The organism is Faecalicatena sp. (genome assembly GCF_058819085.1).
In genome coordinates this window covers 170,180-192,170 of sequence record NZ_JBZUUL010000018.1, presented here as the reverse complement: position 1 = coordinate 192,170, position 21,991 = coordinate 170,180, and the positions used below count along the sequence as shown (strand labels likewise).

Below are 21,991 nucleotides of genomic sequence, written 5' to 3'. Positions count from 1 at the left end.
CAGAATATTCTGAAAACGGAGAGCATAAGGGTCAGACCCCTTTGAAAATACCTACTCTCATATTGACTGTATCGAGTATCGATATTATAATAAAAATAGAAATATCGATACTCGATAATAGGAGGTACCCATCAGCGGGAGGGGATTTCATGAAGGATAAGAAAAGGATTCTGAAGCAGTTTCATTATTGGGAAAGTGATACTTTTGCACAATATCTGCATAATATGTCCGCTAAAGGCTGGCATTTTAAAGGATGGAAGCTTGGTCTGATATTTGAAAAGGGGGAACCTGGGGATATTGATTATGCAGTTGAGGTGTTCCCTAAAGGGAGTGAGATGGATACAAGGCCAGAGCCGGAGACAGAGGAGTATGCGGATTACTGTGAAGCGGCCGGCTGGAAGTTAATAGACAGCCGTCGGAAATTTTGTGTATTTAAAAAGGTAATAGCGGGGGCAGTCCCTATTGTGACACCCGGGGAGCGTTTATCAAATATTAGAACGGCAGGGCTGGAACAGTGGCTGCTCAATACGATCGGTATTGTTATGGTCACAGGGATGTTTTTGTTTGAATTTCTAACACAAAATTTTGCACAGTGGATTTTTTTTGATTTGATGATGTTAATCCTTGTGGCAGGAATGCTGGATTGCATCGTAAAATTGATTGAGGGAACTGCTATGTTTTTTTCATGGCATTCCAAAAAGAAGGAACTGCAGGAGGGGAGAGTCCCGTTTTATGGTGGAAAAGGGCAGGCGGTTATACGATATCTGAGAAATTATCTGTGGTTCGTGGAGATAGGTGCTTATCTTCTATTTTCAAGCAAAAAGGGATCAGAGGAGATTGTCGTACCATTGATCGTAATTATATTCTTCATGCTTCTTTTCGCGTCAGCTCTGGAAATGTGGCGTCCGTCGAGAGAGAATAACTGGGCGGTACAAATAATTGCCAGCTTTGGTCTGGTTATTGTATTGGTTCCGATTTTGGTCGCAATTGTTCTGTCTTCAGAAGATGAAAAAACTGTTTTGCCAAAAGAGAGTATCCCATTAACACAGGCTGATTATAAAGAGATTCCCGGGCAGATCATCCGCACAGACAAGGGGGATATGTCGGGAATGTTAGGTTCCATGATGTATTTTGAGGTTGAATATGGAGAAAAAACAGGTCTGGAAGGAGAAGAAAAGAATGTCGACACATTATGGTACTTTGTTTATGAAACCAGATATTCATGGATTTTAGATAAAATATGGGAACAGTATGTGGAAAATGCATATGAACCGCAGGATTATACTGCGGACTGGAATGCTCTAGACGCCTTTGCAGGCGGCAGTTTAGGGCGGCTTTATACAGTACGTTATCGGGATCGATTATTATATATGTATTCCGATGAGCCTTTGGATAAGGCACAGATCCAGGTTGTAAAAAATAAGCTTCAGCTATAATGGAAGGCAGAAGGTAATCTTATATGGCACGAGAACAATTTCAAACGCTGACAGAACCCATGTATTATATCCTCATGGCATTGATGGAAGTGTGCTGCGGTGTCGACATCATGGACCGGGTAGAAGAGATATCAGGGGGAAGAGTAAAGGTTGGCCCGGGAACGCTCTATGCAATGCTCTCCAAATTTGAGAAGAATAAGATTATTCGGCTGACACAGGAAGAAGGCCGCAGAAAGTCTTATATTATTACAGCGTCGGGGATAGAGATGCTTAAGAAGGAGTATGAACGCCTTCGGATCATGGTGGAGGATGGAAAGGAATTCATGGAGAAAGAAACAATTGTAGAAAAATTAAAACAATGAGAATATTCTGAAAACGGAGAGCAAAGGGGCCTGACCCCTTTGCTCTCCGTTGTGAAATATACACAATTCCAGCGTTTGATTTTCATCTATTACTCACAAATTGCCAAGAATTTTGAATTTGTAGTTGTCTTAAAGATGAGAAAGTGATATTATTGGCTCATGGAAGTTAACCGCTTAACTTCTTATACTTGAGGAGATGAATATGAAGAGGGTTACGATTAATGATATTGCAAGGGAATGCCATACATCAAAGGCAACAGTATCCTATGTGATTAACGAGAGATATAATAAGGTTTCCCAGGAGATGGTCGAAAAGGTACAAAAGGCGATCAAGGATCTGGGATATGTTCCGAGCCTGAATGCAAAATCTCTTGCCGGACGGGGATCGAATCTGATCGGCGTGATCATACCGCAGATGGATGTCAGTGAGAAGCTGATCTTTGATAATCCATTTTACAGTGAATTTCTTTCAGGTGTTGAGTACTATCTGAGGAAGGCCGGATACGGAGTTGTATTAAGTGTTGTCAACCGGGATAACTGCTTTGAGGAGCTGATCAAGAAATGGAATCTGGACGGCGCCGTAGTTTTTGGGATAGATAACGATGAGATGCTTAAATCTCTTGGAGAATATAAATTTCCGGTGCTTCTGATCGATTCTTATATCACCGAATCAGATTATTATCGGATGAATATACGGGATGAGGAGGCTTGTTATGAGGCAACGAAGTTTTTGATACGCAATTCAAAAAAAGTTGCTCTTGTGACAGGACAGATAGACAAGAGTATGGTGCTTCAGAAACGTGAGGCTGGTTACAGGCGGGCCTTGGAAGAAGCCGGATACGAATTTGATGAAACTCTCGTTTATCAGGGGGACATTACATATGAGTATGGTTTGGAAGCAACAGAGGAGATTCTGCAGAGAGGAGATGTCACAAGCATTCTTGCAACAGCAGATATTCTGGCAAGGGGTGTGATCAGCCAGCTGCAGAACCATGGAAAGAAGATACCTAATGAGTATTCAGTCATGGGATTTGATGATACATACCAGTCAAGGAATATGTATCCACGGCTGACGACCGTCGGGCAGAATATTCTGGAAAGAGGCGAGACCGCAGGAAGGCTGATCTTAAAGATCATCAATCAGGAGCCTGTAGAGAAAGAGCGGTTTATGGATTTCCAGATCATTGAAAGAGATACAACAAGATAAGGACTGTATTGCCTATTTGCAGTAAGCAATACAGCCCACGATAATATAGGATCTGCTAATGAAAGGACTCACATAATAGGTTTACCAGGCAGATTTTTTAGAAAAACATATATTTTTTTGCCAGTTAGTTAACCGTTTAACTTTTTGGAGGTAATCATGTACAAGTCAAAGAAAAAAATAATTTTTACATTTTTGTTCCCCAGCCTTCTTGGCCTGCTGGTTTTTAAAGTAGGAGCAATGCTGTATTCGCTGTATATCAGCTTTACAGATTGGAATCTGTTTGGGGCACCTGAGTTTGTCGGATTTAAAAATTATATCCATATCTTTCAGGATGCCAGATTTTACGAATCATTGAAAAATACACTGCTGTTTATCGTGGGGTATCTCCCGATTGTTGTTGTATTATCCATGGGGATCGCACTTCTTCTGAACTCAAGGGTCAGAAACGTGAATGTGTTTAGAGGATTGTTTTTTCTTCCTGTTATTACCTCATGGGTAGCGGTATCGATGATATGGAAGGGGCTTTTAAACCCAGAATTCGGAGTGATCAATTCCATCATAAACATGCTGGGAGGCTCTGGGCCGGCCTGGCTGCAGAATCCATCCTTTGTGATACCTGCAGTAATCATGGTCAGCGTCTGGAAGGATGCAGGGTTCCTTTCGATTATCTTCCTCGGAGGGCTGCAGGGAATCTCTCAGGAATATTATGAGGCAGCGCAGATAGACAGCGCAAACAAATGGCAGCAGTTTTGGAAGATTACGCTTCCGCTGTTGTCGCCGACGACCTTTTATGCCCTGATTATTACGATCATCAATTCCTTCCAGGTATTTGACCAGATCTGGATCATGACCTCAGGGGAACCTACGGCCGATCTTGTTCCGGTCATGGTGACAGAGATCTACCGGAATAGCTTTCAGTATCAGAAAATGGGATATGCAACTGCATTATCATGGGTTTTATTCGCTATCATCATAGTTGTGACGATCTTCCAGAATGTGATGCAGAAGAAGTGGGTACATTACGAATAAATGGGAAAGGAGGAAAACGATGGAAGCAAACAAGAAAAAGGTACTCATATATCTGCTGCTGATCCTAGGAGCGGCAGTCATGATCATTCCATTTGGATGGATGCTCATTGTAGCGTTTACCAAACCGGACATCACATACCAGATGACACTGCTAAATGTGTTTAGCTCATTGTCACTGAATAATTTTAAAACACTCTTTTCGGATTACAGTATCTTAAGATACGCATTCAACAGTATTTTTGTATCTGTGATCTCAACGGCAGGACAGATTTTAATCTGTGCGATGTCCGGCTTTGTATTTGCAAGGATTGATTTTAAACATAAAGAAAAGATTTTCATTCTTTACCTTGCAACCATGATGATACCGGTTCAGGCAACGGTCATCCCACAGTATATCCTGATCAATAAGCTGGGCTTGGTAAATACATATGTTGGTCTGTTCCTTCCGGGGATCTTTAATGCATTTGGAACGTTCCTGATGAGGCAGTATTTTATGGGGATACCAAGGGCACTGGAAGAGGCAGCCTGCCTGGATGGCGCAGGATATGTCCGTATTTTTTTCCAGATCATGCTGCCTCTTGCAAAAACAGGGCTTGCAGTATTGGCAGTTACAAGCTTTATGGGAGCATGGAACGATTTCCTGTGGCCGCTGCTGGTGGCATCCGATGATGCACATACCACACTCCCGCTGTTTTTGTCTCAGCTGCAGGGACGCTGGTATGTTGACTGGAGTGTTTTGATGGGAGCGACACTGATCAGTGTACTTCCGATTTTGATGGTTTACTTATTTGCACAAAAGTATTTTATTGAAGGTGTACAGAACACCGGGATTAAGTAGGAGGAAAATTTATGAAAAGAAAATTAATTGCAGGTATTCTTGGAGTTACAATGGCAGCAGGACTTCTGACAGGCTGCGGTGGCAGCGATGAGGCGAAGAGCTCAGAAAAAACAACGATCAAGTATGCTACTTATTCAGCAGGACCTGACCATTTAGAAGATATGGACAAGATGGTGGCGGAATTTGAGAAGCAGAACCCGGATATCAAGGTGGATGTGGAAGTGATCGGTTTTGATGACTATTTTACAAAGCTGCAGACACAGGCTTCCTCCAAGACACTGCCGGACGCTTTTGAGATGAATTACGAGAACTTTGCAACATATGCGGGAAATGGAGTACTTCTGGATCTGTCAGAAGAAGCTGAAAAAGATAAATCCTTCTCGCCGGATCTGCTGGCCGGAAATTCTTATGAATACTTTCAGCATGACGGAAAACTGTATGGATTGACAGAGAAGATGTCAGACGTCGTATTGTTCTATAATCAGGAGCTTTTTGACCAGGCAGGGCTTGAATATCCACAGGCCGGCTGGACATGGAAGGATGAACTTGAGGCTTCTGAGAAGCTGACAAAGGATGGCGTATACGGAACTTATTCACCGGTCACATATAATGAGCTTTATAAGACCGTTGCACAGAATGGCGGCGCTTTATTTGACAAAGACGGAAATCCGACGATTGATTCGAAAGAGAATATCGAGGCATTCCAGTGGATGCTGGATAAAATGTTAAAATATAATATTCAGCCGACCACAGAGCAGATGAGCGGAAAATCACCTGAAGATATGTTTAAAAACGGAGAAATCGCAATGATACGCACCGGAAGCTGGATGATCTCTACATTCAGTGATGCTCCTTTTACCTGGGATATTGCATTGGAGCCATATAATACGAAACAGGTACATCATGTGTTTGCCGATGGAATCGTAGGAAATGCAGGAACGAAAAATCCGGAAGCAGTATGGAAATGGATCAAATTTCTGTCAACAGATCCGACAGCAGCAGAAATCCGTTTAGACTCCAGCTGGGATCTGCCGGCAACGAATGATGAGGATGTGCAGGCAAAATATACCTCTAAGGAGAAACCAGAGCACAGAGAGGTGATCTTTGAAGCAATGGAAACCGGGATCATGCCTCCGGTTGTAGATCATTACTCAGAAGTCCAGAATGCGATCAATGAGGAAATAAACCGTGCAGTGATCGGGCAGCAGTCAGCAGAAGAGGCTATGAAAGCAGCACAGGAGAAGGTTGTAAAAATCTTAGAGTAAAGAATTAGAATAGGATGCCGCAGACTATATTTATTACAAATGTAATTTGCGGCATTTTTAAGAATAAAACAGGTGGTAAGAAGCATGCAGACAGGAAAATACACAGGCATCGGGCTGATTGGGAATGAGACCATATCCGCTATTTATGCAGTAAACAATGGAATCGTAGACATTAATGGGACAGGGATCTATCATTTATTTTATAATAATTATGCCCATGACCTGCTCCAGTCAGCTGTCACGATGATCAAAGCAGGAGATACAATTTATTACGGAAATAAGGTGTGGAGGAAGCATACACATCCGTTACATATCAGGCCCAGGGCATCCTATGTGGAATGTAACTATCGCTATTGCGATGAGTTCATTTTAGAAGATGCAGATCTAAAGAGGAAGGATGTTGTGTACGCTTACGGGAAAAACAGACTGGTTTTTGAGATGGAGCTGGAAAACCTGTCTTGTGTTGAACAAAAGATTGCATGCTATGGATATGCAGCGGTAAGGAATGAGAAAGAAATACAAACAAAGCTTTTGAGAACCGGGAACTTGGGGATCCAGACAGGACAGGCTTACTTGGGAATGGTTACACAACAGAGAGAGGAGATCTATGCAGTCGAAGATTCACCTACGGACTTTGCATATCAGACTTTCTTAGATATCATGGACAAAAAGCAGCACAGGCAGGAGACGTTCACGTCCTGCAGGCTGGGATATGCCCAGGGAGGAGAGCGGATACTGGCCCCGGGAGAGAAAATGAATTTCAGATGGTGTCTTATTTTTGCGGACAGCTTGGAACATCTGGAGGAAGAGATGGTACTGGCATCGGACTGTGATATGCAAAGTGAGGCTGAGCAGTACTGGAGGGCTTGGCTAAAGGAAGGCAGACTCCCGGAAATAGAGGACGAATTTCAGGAGATGGCACTCACCAATCTGATCGCTGTGAAAGCTGTATGCATTGGAGGTTTCATTCCGGCAGATCTGACAGGGCACTATTTCTGTAATAAGATGCCGTGTTATTATGCCAGAGATTCTATCATGGCTGCCAGGGCACTGCTTCTTGCAGGACATCTGCGGGAATGCAGGGATATCATTCAATATCTGATCAAAAGGAAACGAAAAGAGAACGGAGAATTTTATCAGAGATATGATGGAAATGGTGAACCGAATGAGGGAGCAAACAACAATGTGTTCCATCAGATTGATTCCATCGGATATTTCTGCCGCATCGTATATGAATATCTAAAAGAGACAAAAGAACTGCTTGCCGATGAACGGCTGTTAATGGAACTGACGGATGTGATCCTTCACGCGGAGAAAAAGAATGGGATGGCAGGTCCCGAGGGCGGCGTCAATGAAGGGGTATTCGGAGGTGCCTTCATTACCTCCTCCAATATGTTTATCTACGGTGGTATAAAGGCTGCAGAGCAGATTTTTAAAATCCTTGGAAACCAGGAATATGAGCAGAAATGCAGAGAGATATGCTGTCAGATTTATAAGGGAATCCAGACAACTTATAATGAAGAAATAGGAAGATATGACTATGGCTATGTATCCTATCATAATGCTATAGTGCGTAAGTATGATACACCGCAGTATTTCGGGCCGCTCTATGGGTTCCCGAATGATGGACACATGAAAGCGACCCATCAGTATTTCCTGAAATACGCATCTTTCTTTGAGGATGGGATCGGCTATTCGGAACAGGAATATCACCATGGTCCGTGGCTCTTTAATACCCTGGCATGTGCCCAGTACTGCAAGAGGAGCGGTGATCTTGCGGAATATGAGAAGAAAATGCGCTGGGCGAAGGCACACAGCAATCAGTATGGACTACTGCCGGAGGCGGTGGATGGGGATGATGAACAGAAGTGTTTTATCAATCCGTTAAGCTGGGCGTGTGCAGAATTTGCAGCAGCCTATTTCAGTAAAGGAGAATTCGAACATGAGGAATAAAGAGCAAAAAGTAAAGCTGATCCAAATGCTGAGATCCTGTATAAGAGGAGAGATCCAAGAGCTGGGGGATCACCTTTCTGCGCTTATATCAGGAAGTGAATTGGATTTCCATGAGCAGTGTCTTGTCCAGTTTTTAACCGGGGAATATATCAGGATTTCCGGCGACGGGGAATTTTATCAAAGGAATGCCGTACGGATCGCAGAGCTTCAGGATCAGGTGGAGGCGGCTTCATTAAAGCCTTATCACCGGTTTCTGGGAGGGCAGCCAGGATACTACAGTGAGAATTACGGGATGGCTTACGGGGCTTTGTACAACAGCAATCTTTTTGCAAAAAGAGAGAAGACTGCGAAGGCGATTCATGAGATGAAAAATTATGCTTACGATCATTATACCTGCGCGGGAAAGCTGGTGGATGAAAAAGAAGGGAAAACTTCCACGGCACAGATGCTCTGGCTGTGTGTACCGTTTGGATTATTTACGCCGGAGGATCTCGTCCTGGTGGCAGCACTGGAGGAAATGAAGGATACCACTGCCCAGGAAGATTATGCGATGCTGGGCTGGTATTTTGCGGAGAAGGCAGATTACCGCCAGGCCAGAAGCTATCTTGGGCGTTTAGATAAAAGGGATCCTTTTGTTCAGGCCGTGGGAGATGTCATTGAGGAAAAATTACGGGCGGCAGGAATGCTCAGTGAAAACCCTCTGCTGCATGTTCCCTGCGGAAACTTTAACAGGTATGAGCATCAGAACTATGAGAGAGAACCATGGTATCCCAAGGAAGGGGAAGAAGTGTTCCTAAATGCTGTGATGTGGCCTGTCAGATATCCAGAGGAGGTAAAAGCCGTATGGAGTACAACAGACGGCAGAGGCGGAACTGCACCTGGATACTTCCAGCCGGAATATGAGAATTACCGTTTTTCTATTGGAAGATTTCAAGGCGGCGAAAACGTAACCTATTTCTTCCAGGCGGGAGATTATAGGTCAGAGGAATATCACTTTACTGTCCTGGAAAAGGAGACAGTTACTGAATTCAGACTTCGAATAGAAAACGGAGAAGATGTGGGGCTTGAGTTGATTTCCGGTCTGGGAAACCAGTATCTTTTGTCCAGGAAAAGAAAGAAGGGACAGCTTTTGTTTTCTGTGGAGCCGGTGGAAGAAGGAGAGAATACGGTTTCTGCCGGGGGAATGATCCCTGACAGGAAGACAGGCTGTGAGACTGCCTGGCAGCCCTTTACAAAGCTTATGGATGTCTGTGGGGAATGGATGCCGTTTTCGGTAGAAGAGCTGTATTTTTGGAGAATGGGAAATCAGATATTCTCATCTGGAATGAAGATCAAAGCCAGAAAAAGTGAGCGGTTTTATGGATTTGGGGAGCGGTATAATCAGATCGACCAGCGGGGAAATAAAGTGGATGTCTATGTGTACAATCAATATAAAGAGCAGGGGATCCGCACCTATTTTCCGATGCCGTATTTCTTGAGTTCAGACCGTTATGGAATCTATCTGCCTGTCAGTCATTATACAGAATTTGATATGTGTGCCGAAAATAAGGAACTCTGGCAGGTGGAATCCGAGACTGCGGGGCTTTCCTGGTACTATTTTGCAGGGACTCCAAAGGAGATGATCGGACAGTTTACCAGTGTGGCCGGAAAGCCGGTCATGATGCCGGAGTGGGCGTTTGGTCCCTGGATGTCCAGTAACAACTGGGACAGTGAAGCCGAGGTAAGAAAACAGGTGGAACTTACGAAAAAGTATGACATCCCTGCCACAGTCCTTGTGATCGAGGCGTGGAGTGATGAGGCAACTTATTATATATTCAATGACGCATCTTACGAGGAAAACAGCGGGGAGGAGGCCTTCTCATATGAGGATTTTGATTTTCCGAAGTGGGGAAAATGGCCTGATCCGAAGAAAATGGTGGAATATCTGCATGAAAATGGTCTGAAATGTATTCTCTGGCAGATTCCGATCATTAAATATATCAATTCCCTGCACCATCTGCAGAAGGACCGGGATGAAGAATTTGCTTTGGCCCATGGATACTGTGCGTTAAAGAAGGATAAAACTCCTTACCGGATGCCGGAGGGATGGTTCACGGACAGCCTTCTGATGGATTATACGAACGAGGAGGCTGTCAACTGGTGGATGAAAAAAAGGCAGTATCTGGTGGATGACATTCAGATAGATGGTTTTAAGACAGACGGTGGTGAGTTCGTATTCGGGGACGATGTCCGGTTTTGGGATGGACGGACCGGAAAAGAGATGAGGAATGAATATCCGAACCTTTATATTAAGAAGCATTATGATTTTATCCATGAGAGGCGGGATGGGATCGTATTCAGCCGGGCAGGATTTTCAGGGGCAGCGCAGATGCCGGCCCACTGGGCAGGGGATGAGCGTTCTACCTTTTCTGCGTTTCAGAGAAATCTCTGTGCAGGCTTAAATGCAGGGATCTCAGGGGTGCCTTTCTGGGGCTGGGATCTTGCAGGGTTCAGCGGTGAGATACCGAGTGCGGAGTTATTTGCACGGTCTGCGTCCATGGCGGCTTTCTGCCCTATCATGCAGTATCATGCGGAGAGTAAGGCAGAATTTAATCAAGACCGGACACCCTGGAATATCGCGGAGAGAAGAAATGCACCATGGATCATTGATGTGTACCGCTATTATGCAAAGTTAAGAATGGCGATGCTGCCTTATATTATGGAGGAAGCAGCGAAATCAGCAGAGACCGGAGTGCCGCTCATGCGTGCTCTCTGGGTGGAATTCCCGGATGACGACGAGGCAGGGAGTATTTATGACCAGTATTTATTCGGGGATGACTTTCTGGTGGCACCGATTGTGGAAGAGGGGGCCAGGGAAAGAGAGGTTTATGTTCCAAAAGGTAATTGGATCAATTTGTTTACAGACCAGGAATTCACAGGAGAGCAGTGGGTCACAATGCACGCAGAAGTAGATGAGATCCTTGTGCTGAAACGCCGGGAGTCCAGGTGGCATGTGAAGCTTGGGGAGAATATGGAATTTGTAAAAGAGAATGAATAAAAGGAATGGTGGAAGAATACGGTTGTCTATCAAAGCTAGAGCAAAGGGGTCTGACCCCTTTGCTCTCCGTTTTTGGAATATTGCACAATAACAAAAGAAAATACAGAAAATATTAAGAAAAATTTAAATAAAACTGCTTTCTTTATCCTGTGACTCTGTTATAATATAAGCAAAGAATACCCTTTATGGCAGGATTCGTATTCATATCAAGTCTCAAGGAGGTGGGATTTATGAAACGAAAGAAGAGAAGAGGATTGGCTTTGATGTTGGCTTTTGTTCTGGCGGGGGCAGCGTGTATGATGCCGGACATAAAGGTTTCTGCAGCATCAGCGGCAGGAACAGACAATACACAGAATCAGAATCTGGAAGTAGTGAATAAGACTGCAGAAAGTATTACATTACGAACACAGGAAAATTACGAGTATGCCATAGAGACCGTAACAAACCAAGTGAGGGCCTGGAAGTGGGCAGATGCTTCCCAGTACGATAAGACAAATAAGACCGTCACATTTGCAGGGCTGAATGCAGACCAGACTTATCAGTTTGCAAGCAGGATAGCAGGAACGACAGAGGTTCTTGGTCAGAGTGCAGTGAAGACGAATGCACTGGAGAGTACGCCGGCAGCACCAACACCGGATACGGCAGGAACGGTTCCGGATACATCCGAGACAGACAAGAATACACCGGAAACAAATATACCGGAAACAAATATACCGGAAACAAATGTACCTGATACAACCGTAGGTTCTCAGGACACAGAAGGGGGCACAGCAGCTGACACCCAGACTACGGATGGGGACGACCAGAATGTACCGGATCAAAGCCCGGCTGATTCAAGCAGCAATACGGACAAACCGAATGAAAACCAGAATAATCCTCAGAATGATAACCAGAATAATACCCAGCAGCCGGCGGATGATAGTAAGGATACTGTAGATGATGTTTCAGGAGGAAAAGGAACAGAACAGGACAGTAAAGATACCCCGGATAAAACAGGTACCACGAATACCACAGAAAAAGAGAAGCTCCCCAAACCGGACGCCCCAGTTATTTCTAATGTGACCGATCAAAAGATCATACTGGAATTACCGAAGAGTGCAGAGGAAAAATATCAATATGAATACAGCATGGACGGAAAAGCTTTCCAGACATCCCCGGAATTCGATCAGCTAAAGCCGGAGACGGAATACAGCTTCTGCATCAGGATCGCGGCAGGTACATATGACGGAACTGCTTATCAGGATCCAAGTGAGAACAGTGCTTTTACAGATCTGGTTAAGACAAAGAAGTCAGCGCCCGAAAAGCCAAAGTATGCACCAGAACTGGCAAAGAAGACTGATACAAGCGTAACTTTGAAGGCAGCGGCGGATGAGAAGAATCCGAAAGCTTTGGAATATGGACTGCGCACATCTGATACAGAGATTCAATGGAATCAGAGTGGTGTGTTCGAGAATCTCACACCTGGTACAGCATATGAGTTTGTGGTACGTTATGGTGTAGATGAAAAGGTACAGATGACAGGCGAGGCAAGTGATGCTCTCAAGGTGACCACTTTAGAAAAAGCGGCTGCAGCACCGGAAGCTCCGACGCTTTCCAAACGTTCCGAGACTTCTATCACATTAAAAGCGGCAGATGGTCAGCAGTATGGTTTGGTAAAGGCGGATGGAAGCGTTAACTGGCAGGACAGTTCAACATTTGACGGATTGAAACCGAACACTGCTTATCAGTTTGCAGCACGCATGAAATATGATCCCGATAAAGCAATGGAAAGCATCCGAAGTGAGACAGCAGGTTTCAAGACAGTGATCAGCTTTGAAGGCTCCAAGATAACAGGCATCAAGTCTGGTGGTTCTTATGATGAAGGGACCAAACTGACAGCTGTTGCTGTGGGAACGGGTATGGATAATACGGCTCCGGCAGCAGGCGACACAAGATGGGTTCCAAAGAGCTGGAGCTGGGACGGAGAGAAATGGAAAAACTGGGACAATGCTCCTTATTCCATTACTGCAACATATTCACAGCCAGGCAGTTATAATCTGAGAGTCAGCTATCAGCTGCAGGAGTATACCAAGGATGGATGGCAGGCAGCACAGGAAACAAAAACCGCGAATGTGAAATTCAAGGTGATAGAGAAAAAGGTATTCTTTACGATTCAGGCTGAAGCAGGTGCAAACGGAAAGATTACCCCAAGCGGCAAGGTGGAGGTACAAAAAGGGAAAGATTATGAATTTATTTTTACTCCGAATAAGGGATACCGCACCGCCAAAGTAACTGTGGATGGAAAAGCGGTAACATTCAAGAATAACAGATACAAATTCACGAATGTCCAGGAGGCACATAAGATCTCTGTTACTTTTGAGAAGGATAAAAAGACGCCGAAGACCGGAGATATGAGTCAGCCGGCAGTTTTCCTGGGACTTCTTCTGATCTCTGGAATGCTTATTCTTGGGCTGGCATATAGAAAGAGGAGATCATAACATACAGTTTTTTCTCGGCTCAGGAGTTAATAGTATGAAATGGTTTTGAAATGAGTTTAGAGGTCTGTCAGGATAATCTGGCAGACCTCTTCTTTGTGAGTATAATTGCAGTTCCTACGGTGAGTCTGCACATGCTTGTATCGTGCCGGACTGCTTCCAGATAAAATAGAGGCTTAAGCCCATTGCAAATATCTGTGAGATAGGAACCGAGATCCATGTCCCATATATCCCCATCAGGCCGGGAAGGATGAGCAGCAGGAGGAACAAGAACAGGACCTCCCCATAGATCAGGATATAAGCCCAGGTATTTTTACAGGTGGCATAAAAATAGGCAGTTGTGACTCTGGAAATGCTGACGAACAGATATCCGAAGAGGAATACTGGCAGCATTTTTGATACATTTTCAGTGATGGTTTGTGATGCACCGAATAACAGGGCGGTTTTTTCACGAAGGAAATACAGCAGGATAAAGCTGGCTGCCGCTACGAGAAAGCTGAAACGATAAGCCAGAGTGCGGATCTTTTCAGCGTTTTTTATATTACCCTCACCAAAGGACCTGCTTAGAAGCGGCTGGCATCCATCGCTGACTCCCTGGAGCAGGAGCAGTACCACACAGGAAATATAGCTGACCGGCGCATAACTTGTGACAGCCAGGGCGCCTCCGGTCAGCGCAGCACTTTTATTGATCAGGATCAATGTGATGTTGGGCGAAAAGGTAAGTCCAAACGGAGATAGTCCCACCTGAATTATGTTTTTTAAGAGCGTGGTCCAGTGTCTGCCAAGGGTGAACAGGGGAAGCTCCTTTTTATAGATCAGGAAGATCAGGCAGACGATGAAAGTAACGGCCTGTCCGATCACTGTTGCGGCTGCCGCACCCATCATTCCCAGCGGGAACCTCCAGACGAACAGGTAATCAAGCAGGATGTTGGTACAAAAGCCTGCAATCATGGCAGTCATGGCCGTAATAGCGCCTCCCATATTACGGATAAACGGAACGATTCCTGTCCCCAGAATCTGGAATACGGCACCGAAGGTAATATAGAGGGTATACTCTTCTGCGAGGAGCCGGATACTGCCCTTTGCACCGAAAAATCGTAAGACATAGGGGGCAGCAGGCAGATACACGGCGGTAAGGAAAATGCCTGATAAAATGAGAAGAATGAGGGTCATTCCAAAATACTGTCTGCTTCGCAAACGGTCTTTGGTGCCGAGGCTGACTGCGTATTGAACGGCGCCTCCCATTCCCAAACCGGTCCCGACAGCCTGCAAAAATGCAGTCAGTGGATAAGCGATATTGATCGCAGCCAAGGCATTGTCTCCCAGGGCATTTCCTACAAAAAAGCCATCTGCAATGGCATAAATCCCGGACAGTGCAAAGGCCAGCATGGAGGGGATTACAAAGCGGAAGAATTCTTTATGTGGGTTCATTTGAATCTGCCTCCTTAAAGTATTGATTGTAAAGTCTGGTGATCTGAATCAATTCTTCGACCTGGTCTGGTCCCAGCGAATCCAGGACCATACATTCATGCCGCTGCATGGCATGAACTGTTTTGGCGATAAAGTCCCGGCCGGGTTTGGTCAGTATGATCTCCTTATTGCGACGGTCCTCTTGAGAAGGGACCAGGGTGATCCAGGAACGCTTCTGAAAGCTTTTTAAAATCGTATTCACCGTCTGCTTAGGCAGGACCCACTGTGTACAGATATCCTTCTGCCTGCAGGGGCCGTCTGTCTCTGACAGGGAAAGTATGACTAAAAGCTCATAATAGGAAAGACCGTGCTGACCGGCCCAAGCTTCGTAAAGACTGTTCGTCTCGCGCCAGAGCGCGGTGTAGGATTTGATCTGTTCTAATGTAGTCTGCATGATATGTCTCCTTGTTCTAAATGATAGCTGCTCAGCAAATGAAAAGTAGCATAGAGGCTGAAAATAAATCTTTTAAAAGTAAAATGCTGTACAACATTAGTCTGTTGACGGACTAATATTATCATAGGATTTAGACAAAAGTCAAGCCTAATAATTTTAGCTTAATAAGTGTAATAGAAATTGCAATTCAGAATCCATTCAATCTCCGGAAACATCAGCCTCCCAAAACTTCCTCCAATTTGATCTATAAACTAAAAAAATTACACAAAAGGCGCATATGTTTATATTTGCCCGGCCCGAGGCATACTAACAAAAGAAAATCTGATGAAAAAAGCACTAGAAAGAACCTATGTTAGAAAGTCTTTACAGCTGAAGGAAAAACGGAGGACACAATGATGATATTTGATGCAGTGTATTATGAAACGGATAGTCTGTCTTATCCTCTGGGAAAGCAGTTAAAGGAGCAGTTTAAGAACCTGCCCTGGATTCCCATCGAGAGTCACAACTCCATCAAGGAGATGCAGGAAAGACCCAACTCAGAATTCGGGCGTATGAAGAGGAATCTGATCGTTGGTACCCGCAAAACCCATAAATATGTAGAAAACCATAAGGTATCAGACTACCTGGTACCCTACACATCCTCGGGCTGTACTGCCATGTGCCTGTACTGTTACCTTGTCTGCAATTACAACAAATGTGCATATCTCAGGCTGTTTGTAAACCGGGAACAGATGCTGGACAGACTCATCAGATACGGGATAAAAAGCGGTAAGGAGATGACTTATGAGATTGGAAGCAACAGCGATCTGGTATTGGAAAATACGATCACAGATAACCTGCTTTATACGATTCCGAGATTTGCAGAGGAGGGGCTGGGGAAGCTTACATTTCCAACAAAATTTCATATGGTAGACCCGCTTTTAAAACTGCCTCATAAGGGGAAGGTTATCTTTCGGATGAGTGTGAATCCGCAGTCCATCATCGAGAAAATAGAATTTGGCACATCAAACCTAAGGCAGAGGATCGAAGCCGTCAATCAAATGTGTGATGCGGGATATCCCTGCGGACTTCTGATCGCACCTGTGATCTTAATGGACGGCTGGAAAGAAATGTATACAGAGCTTTTGGAGGAATTAGAAGCCTGCTTAAGCAGGAAAATAAAGAAGCAGATGTTTCTGGAGATCATACTGATGACATACTCCTATGTGCACCGGGCAATCAACAGTGAGGCTTTTCCTGGGGCAGTGGACCTTTATGATAAGGAATTGATGACTGGACGGGGAAGAGGACGGTACTGTTACCGAAGTGAGGCACGCTCAGAGGCGGAAAGTTTTCTCCGGGAAGAGGTAAAAAGAATTTTGGGGGATGTGCCGATACTTTATATAAGCTAAATTACAAAATGTAAGGAAAAATGCATAAAAAATGCAGATGAAAACTGTGACTATTGACAAATTTGTTAATTAAGTACAACACTTATACTTAATTGATTGACAAAATAGAAGCGTGATTGTATGATTAGGGTAGTTTCAAAAAACCTTAAAAAAATTTGTGGTGAAAGTGAGATGGTAGAGTTTTGAAAGTTTTATTAGTAGGAGAAAGCTGGGTATCAAGAGGTGAGAATGCTGTGGGACTGGATGTAATTGGCATGAGTTCTTTTACAGAAGCGGCAGGAGACTTCATGGAGAAGACAGCAGGCTACGGGATTGAGTTTACTTATATCCCGGGACACCGTGCTTCAACGGACTTTCCGATGACAGAGGAAGAGATGAGGACATACCAGGTGATCATCATCAGCGACATTGGCAGCAGCTCCCTCTTGCTGCATCCCAAGGTGCAGCACAACTGTGAGAGGATCCCCAACAGATTAAAAGAGTTGTGCAGTTATGTAGAGCATGGCGGCGGTCTGCTCATGTGCGGAGGGTATATGGGATTTTCCGGCTTTATGGGAAAAGCGAGATTCGGGATCACACCGCTTGCCAGGATTCTTCCGGTAAGCCTTCTGAACTATGATGACCGGATTGAGGAGCCTTCTGGAGTTGTTCCACAGATCAAAGTGAAGGAGCATCCTATCCTGGACAAAGTGGAAGGAGACTGGCCATATTTTCTGGGATATAACTGTTTGAAGACGAGAGAAGGAGCATTAGAAATTGCCAGTGTGAATGAAACGGATGCATTTGTAACTGTGTGGGATTACAAAAAAGGCCGCTGCGGAGTATTTGCCAGTGACATTGCACCACATTGGGCCCCTCCTGCATTTTTAGAATGGGAATCTTATGGATTGTTTTTTGCAAATTATTTAAAGTGGCTTGGACATGAGAAATAGGAGGCGTTTTAAGTGGGATACGATAAAAGTTATGCGAAATATATGGATCATACAGTATTAAAGGCAGATACAACAAAGGATACATTAAAGAGATTTTGCGACGAGGCAAAAGAATATGGATTTGCCAGTGTCTGTGTGAATCCGGGAAATGTAGCTTATGTAGCAGAGCAGTTAAAGGGAAGCAAGGTGCTCACCTGTAGTGTGATCGGTTTTCCCCTCGGGGCGAATACTACATATATGAAAGCCGCGGAAGCACTGGAAGCAGTGAAGAATGGGGCGCAGGAAGTGGATATGGTCATCAATGTAGGTGCATTGAAGGACAAAGATTATGATTATGTAAAAAAAGATATAGAGGCTGTAGTAAACGCTGCGCATCCGCAGGCAGAGGTAAAAGTCATCATTGAAACCTGTCTGCTGACTGACGAGGAGAAGGTAACGGCATGTGAACTGGCAAAAGCAGCGGGGGCAGATTTTGTGAAGACATCGACCGGATTCGGAAGCGGCGGAGCAACAGTAGAAGACGTCAGACTGATGAAAAAGACGGTAGGGGACATGAAAGTAAAAGCATCTACGGGAATCAACAACCGGAAGATCTGTGACGAAATGATCGCAGCGGGTGCCTGTCGGATGGGAACAAGTAAAGGAATCTATATTGTCAAAGATGAAGAACCAAAGTTGTAATGGAACGAACCTTATATTACGGAGGATGAAAAATGAAAAAGAGGATGAAAAAATTAGTTGGGATCATGTTAGCAGCGGTATTAGTTTTCGGGATGACAGGATGCAGTATGGACGGCGGTTCACAAAAAAGCGGGGACAAGAAGACAGAGAGTAAAAGTGATGATAAAAAAGCAAAGAAGATAGGTCTATCTCTTTGGGCATATGACAGCCAGTACTGGACGGAAGTAAGAGATGGGGCACAGGAAAAATGTGACGAATTAGGATATGAACTGGTAATCGCTGACCCGAATAACGTACCTTCCCAACAGGTATCGGACATTGAGAACTTTATTACAATGGGAGTAGATGCGATCATCGTTGCAGCTATTGATCCGCAGTCTGTTTCGGGTGTTTTGAAGGAGGCAAGGGAAGCTGGGATCAAGGTGGTCGCACAGTCTATAGAGGTCAAAGAAGATGAATGTGATGTATACTCCTCTGCCGATGAATATCAGATGGGAGAGATGACCGGAGAAGGCGCAGGAAACTGGATCGTTGAGAATTTTGGGGATGAAGCAGTTGAATGTGCGGTGTTAAACTATGATTCCAATCCGTCCTGCATTCCGCGTGGAGATGGTATGGAGGAAGGAATCACAAAGGCTGCACCAAAGGCGAAGGTCGTAGCAAGACAGGATGCCAGTACGATCTCTGACGGCCAGTCTGTAACAGATTCACTGCTCCAGGCAAATCCAAACTTAAAGGTGATCGTCTGCCAGAACGACGCCATTGCGCTGGGGGCATATTCAGCAGTACAGGCAGCAGGGAAGGATACAGATGATTTCTATATTGGTGGAATTGATAATACAGATGAGGGGCGTCAGGCAATCGCAAAAGGCGGTGCATTCCGGGCAACATTGGATATCATTGCAAGGGAGAATGGATATCAGGATGTAGAAATTTGTGAGAAGCTAATAAACGGAGAAAAAATGGATTGGAGATATGTGATCGAACCTAAGTTAGTTACCTATGATGATGTGAAAGAGGAAAGCAAATAGCAAGAGGTGGCAGGATGCAAGATAATTTACTGGTAATGAAGGATATCGTGAAAACTTACAGTGGGACTGTGGCATTGAATCACATGCAGCTTACTGTAAGAAGAGGCACGGTGCATGCTTTACTGGGAGAAAACGGTGCAGGAAAATCCACTCTGATCAAAACACTGGCCGGGGCGATACGCCCCGACAGTGGAACGATCGAATATGAGGGACAGACGTATCAGGGGTTCGGGCCGAAACAGGCTCTGGAGCTGGGAATCGGGGTAGTATACCAGGAATTTAACCTGGTCCCTTATCTGACAGTGGCTGATAATATGTTTCTGGGAAATGAACCAGTAAAAGGGATCCACTTAGATAGGAAGCAGTATTACAAAAAGGCTGGGGAGATATTTGAAATGCTGGGTGTTGATATCGACGTCAGGGCACAGGTCAAGAATCTTCCGGTGGCTTATCAACAGATGGTAGAAATAGCAAAGACAGCGTCGAAACAGGTGAAGCTTTTGATTTTAGATGAGCCTACAGCGGCGCTGTCTGACTCAGAGGTGAATGCGCTGTTTCAGCTCATCCGCAGATTAAAGAAACAGGGAGTGTCTATTATATATATTTCACATCGTATGGAGGAATTGGATGAGATCGCGGATGATGTCACGATCCTGCGTGATGGGGAATATGTAGAAACACTTCCGGTCGGTTCCTGTACGAGAGAACAGCTCATTGCCAAAATGGTGGGAAGGGAGCTGGGAAAACAGTTTCCGCCGGGGCATTTTGGTACGGACAAGGTAATATTAAAGGTGGAACACCTAAAGAATTCTTATGTGAAGGATGTAAGCTTTGAACTCCATGAGGGGGAAATCCTGGGATTTGGCGGATTAGTAGGTGCGGGCAGAACGGAAGTTGCCAGAGCAATTTTCGGTGCAGATTATGCAACGGGTAAGATTGAGGTAATGGGGAAGGCAGTTACCATCAGAAGCCCCAGGGAGGCGATCAGACATGGCATCGCATTTATTACGGAGAACAGGAAAACAGAAGGGCTTATCTTAAAAAGAAGTATCCGGGAGAATATTATGATCAGTTCTCTCGATAAAGTGATCAGACATAGACCCACGATCAATAAGAAAGCAGAGATCAATACGGCACAGGAATATGCTGATAAGCTAAAAACAAAATGTGCCGGGCTTGAATATCTTGTATCGAGTCTCTCGGGAGGAAACCAACAGAAGGTTGTGCTTGCAAAATGGCTTCTGACAGATTCAAAGATCATCATTTTTGACGAACCCACCCGCGGAATTGATATTGGAGTAAAACAGGAAATTTATCAGATCATGAAGGATTTGGCGAAGCAGGGAATCGGGATCATCATGATCTCATCAGAGATGCCGGAACTGATCGGCGTTTCCGACCGTATCATTATTATGAGACACGGGAAGATCGCCGGGGAAGTGGACAGCGAGGACTGTACACAGGAACAGATACTGGATATTGCTTTACATGAGGACTAGGTTGAAAGGAGCTTTTATGAAAAAGAGAAAAGGCGAAGTGTTCCAGAAATATGGAACTGCTGTAATCTTGGTATTACTATTTATATTCTTTGCGTTGAGGACAGAAACGTTTTTGTCTGTCGGCAATATCTGGAACATGCTCAGACAGACGGCTGTTACAGGGATTATTTCCCTTGGTATGACAATGGCTATGCTGACAGGCGGAATCGATCTTTCGGTCAGTGCCGTGGTGGCTATTTCGTCTGTGACATGTAGTATGTGCATGGTGAATCTGAAAATGAATATGTGGGTGGCGATCCTGATCGCACTTCTCACAGGGCTGGCGGCAGGATTGATCAATGGACTGTTCATTACATACATTAAGATACCTCCGTTGATCGCGACTCTTGGAACACAGACAGCCATCCGTGGGCTGGCTTACATAATGACGGGTGGCTATACGGTATACGGTTTTCCGAAAGCCTTTGATTTTATCGGAAAAGGATATATTGCAGGGATACCGGTACCCGTCATCCTGCTGATTGTTGTTTTAGTGATAGGATGGTATGTAATCAATAAGACAAAATTCGGACGTTATTTATATGCGATCGGAGGAAATAATGAAGCATCCAGACTTTCGGGAATCAATGTAAACAGGCGCCTTGTTATGACCTATGCAATTTCAGGCGGGCTGGCAGCACTTGCCGGGATCATTGAACTATCAAGACTCAGTTCCGGACAGCCCAATGCAGGGGAAGGATATGAGATGTCCGCGATCACAGCAGTTGTATTAGGCGGTATCAGTGTCTCAGGAGGGGAAGGAAAGTTTAGCGGAGTTGTTTTCGGTATCTTGATCATGGGCATTCTGTCCAGCGGCCTGGTCATGATGAATGTTTCCACATATTATCAGCAGCTGATCAAGGGATTAGTACTTCTCTTTGCGGTCAGCATCGATCAGATCTTAAAATTGAATCTGCTGTCAAAAAGCAGCCGTGTCCGTTCCTAGGACAAGA

At 44.7% G+C, this 21,991-nt stretch carries 17 protein-coding genes; 15 read left to right on the top strand and 2 right to left on the bottom strand.

Going from position 1 to position 21,991, the window contains the following annotated elements; all coding sequences use genetic code 11:
• Positions 1–149: 149 nt before the first annotated feature.
• The 9 genes from AC4OGX_RS09130 (at position 150) to AC4OGX_RS09090 (ending at position 13,604) form a co-directional block, all read left to right on the top strand.
• Positions 150–1,436, top strand: a complete 1,287-nt coding sequence (locus AC4OGX_RS09130) for a DUF2812 domain-containing protein (protein ID WP_493329953.1) — start codon at positions 150–152, stop codon at positions 1,434–1,436.
• A 23-nt stretch (positions 1,437–1,459) separates the two neighbouring features.
• Positions 1,460–1,798: a PadR family transcriptional regulator gene (locus tag AC4OGX_RS09125; protein WP_493329952.1), complete on the top strand. Its 339-nt coding sequence runs from the start codon at positions 1,460–1,462 to the stop codon at positions 1,796–1,798.
• A gap of 202 nt (positions 1,799–2,000) precedes the next feature.
• Positions 2,001–3,005 carry a LacI family DNA-binding transcriptional regulator gene (locus AC4OGX_RS09120; RefSeq protein ID WP_493329951.1) on the top strand — a complete coding sequence of 335 codons (1,005 nt, stop codon included), beginning with the start codon at positions 2,001–2,003 and terminating at the stop codon, positions 3,003–3,005.
• A 156-nt stretch (positions 3,006–3,161) separates the two neighbouring features.
• Positions 3,162–4,034, top strand: a complete 873-nt coding sequence (locus AC4OGX_RS09115; protein WP_493329950.1) for a carbohydrate ABC transporter permease — start codon at positions 3,162–3,164, stop codon at positions 4,032–4,034.
• 19 nt (positions 4,035–4,053) lie between these two features.
• Positions 4,054–4,872 carry a carbohydrate ABC transporter permease gene (locus AC4OGX_RS09110; RefSeq protein ID WP_493329949.1) on the top strand — a complete coding sequence of 273 codons (819 nt, stop codon included), beginning with the start codon at positions 4,054–4,056 and terminating at the stop codon, positions 4,870–4,872.
• A gap of 11 nt (positions 4,873–4,883) precedes the next feature.
• The gene (locus AC4OGX_RS09105) at positions 4,884–6,137 is read left to right on the top strand and encodes an ABC transporter substrate-binding protein (protein WP_493329948.1); all 1,254 of its coding nucleotides are present in this window, start codon (positions 4,884–4,886) and stop codon (positions 6,135–6,137) included.
• An 84-nt stretch (positions 6,138–6,221) separates the two neighbouring features.
• Complete coding sequence (locus tag AC4OGX_RS09100) at positions 6,222–8,090, top strand: glycoside hydrolase family 15 protein (RefSeq protein WP_493329946.1); 1,869 nt, start codon at positions 6,222–6,224, stop codon at positions 8,088–8,090.
• Entirely contained in the window at positions 8,080–11,127 is a 3,048-nt protein-coding gene (locus AC4OGX_RS09095; protein ID WP_493329944.1) for a glycoside hydrolase family 31 protein, read from the top strand. The genes AC4OGX_RS09100 and AC4OGX_RS09095 overlap by 11 nt, the downstream gene beginning before the upstream one ends.
• A 230-nt stretch (positions 11,128–11,357) precedes the next feature.
• Positions 11,358–13,604, top strand: coding sequence for an LPXTG cell wall anchor domain-containing protein (locus AC4OGX_RS09090; protein ID WP_493329942.1), 2,247 nt, complete (start codon positions 11,358–11,360; stop codon positions 13,602–13,604).
• A gap of 114 nt (positions 13,605–13,718) precedes the next feature.
• Here AC4OGX_RS09090 and AC4OGX_RS09085 read toward each other — a convergent pair whose 3' ends face one another.
• On the bottom strand, positions 13,719–15,032 hold the full coding sequence (locus AC4OGX_RS09085) for an MATE family efflux transporter (protein ID WP_493329940.1): 1,314 nt from the start codon (positions 15,030–15,032) through the stop codon (positions 13,719–13,721).
• Positions 15,019–15,465 (bottom strand): MarR family winged helix-turn-helix transcriptional regulator, encoded by a 447-nt coding sequence (locus AC4OGX_RS09080; RefSeq protein ID WP_493329938.1) that lies wholly within the window; start codon positions 15,463–15,465, stop codon positions 15,019–15,021. Before AC4OGX_RS09080 ends, AC4OGX_RS09085 begins: the two co-directional genes overlap by 14 nt.
• A gap of 395 nt (positions 15,466–15,860) precedes the next feature.
• Here AC4OGX_RS09080 and AC4OGX_RS09075 point away from each other — a divergent pair, with 395 nt between their 5' ends.
• The 6 genes from AC4OGX_RS09075 to AC4OGX_RS09050 all read left to right on the top strand — a co-directional run bounded on the left by AC4OGX_RS09075 (position 15,861) and on the right by AC4OGX_RS09050 (position 21,984).
• Complete coding sequence (locus AC4OGX_RS09075) at positions 15,861–16,856, top strand: SPL family radical SAM protein (RefSeq protein WP_493329974.1); 996 nt, start codon at positions 15,861–15,863, stop codon at positions 16,854–16,856.
• Between the two features lie 182 nt (positions 16,857–17,038).
• Positions 17,039–17,788 carry a glutamine amidotransferase gene (locus AC4OGX_RS09070; protein WP_493329936.1) on the top strand — a complete coding sequence of 250 codons (750 nt, stop codon included), beginning with the start codon at positions 17,039–17,041 and terminating at the stop codon, positions 17,786–17,788.
• Positions 17,789–17,830: 42 nt separating this feature from the next.
• Positions 17,831–18,469, top strand: a complete 639-nt coding sequence (deoC, locus tag AC4OGX_RS09065) for a deoxyribose-phosphate aldolase (RefSeq protein WP_493329972.1) — start codon at positions 17,831–17,833, stop codon at positions 18,467–18,469.
• A 32-nt stretch (positions 18,470–18,501) separates the two neighbouring features.
• Positions 18,502–19,500, top strand: a complete 999-nt coding sequence (locus AC4OGX_RS09060) for a sugar ABC transporter substrate-binding protein (protein ID WP_493329934.1) — start codon at positions 18,502–18,504, stop codon at positions 19,498–19,500.
• Between the two features lie 14 nt (positions 19,501–19,514).
• A complete protein-coding gene (locus AC4OGX_RS09055) occupies positions 19,515–20,999 on the top strand; it encodes a sugar ABC transporter ATP-binding protein (RefSeq protein ID WP_493329933.1) in 1,485 nt (494 codons plus the stop codon).
• A gap of 16 nt (positions 21,000–21,015) precedes the next feature.
• Positions 21,016–21,984, top strand: coding sequence for an ABC transporter permease (locus AC4OGX_RS09050; protein ID WP_493329931.1), 969 nt, complete (start codon positions 21,016–21,018; stop codon positions 21,982–21,984).
• The last annotated feature ends 7 nt before the right edge of the window (positions 21,985–21,991 follow it).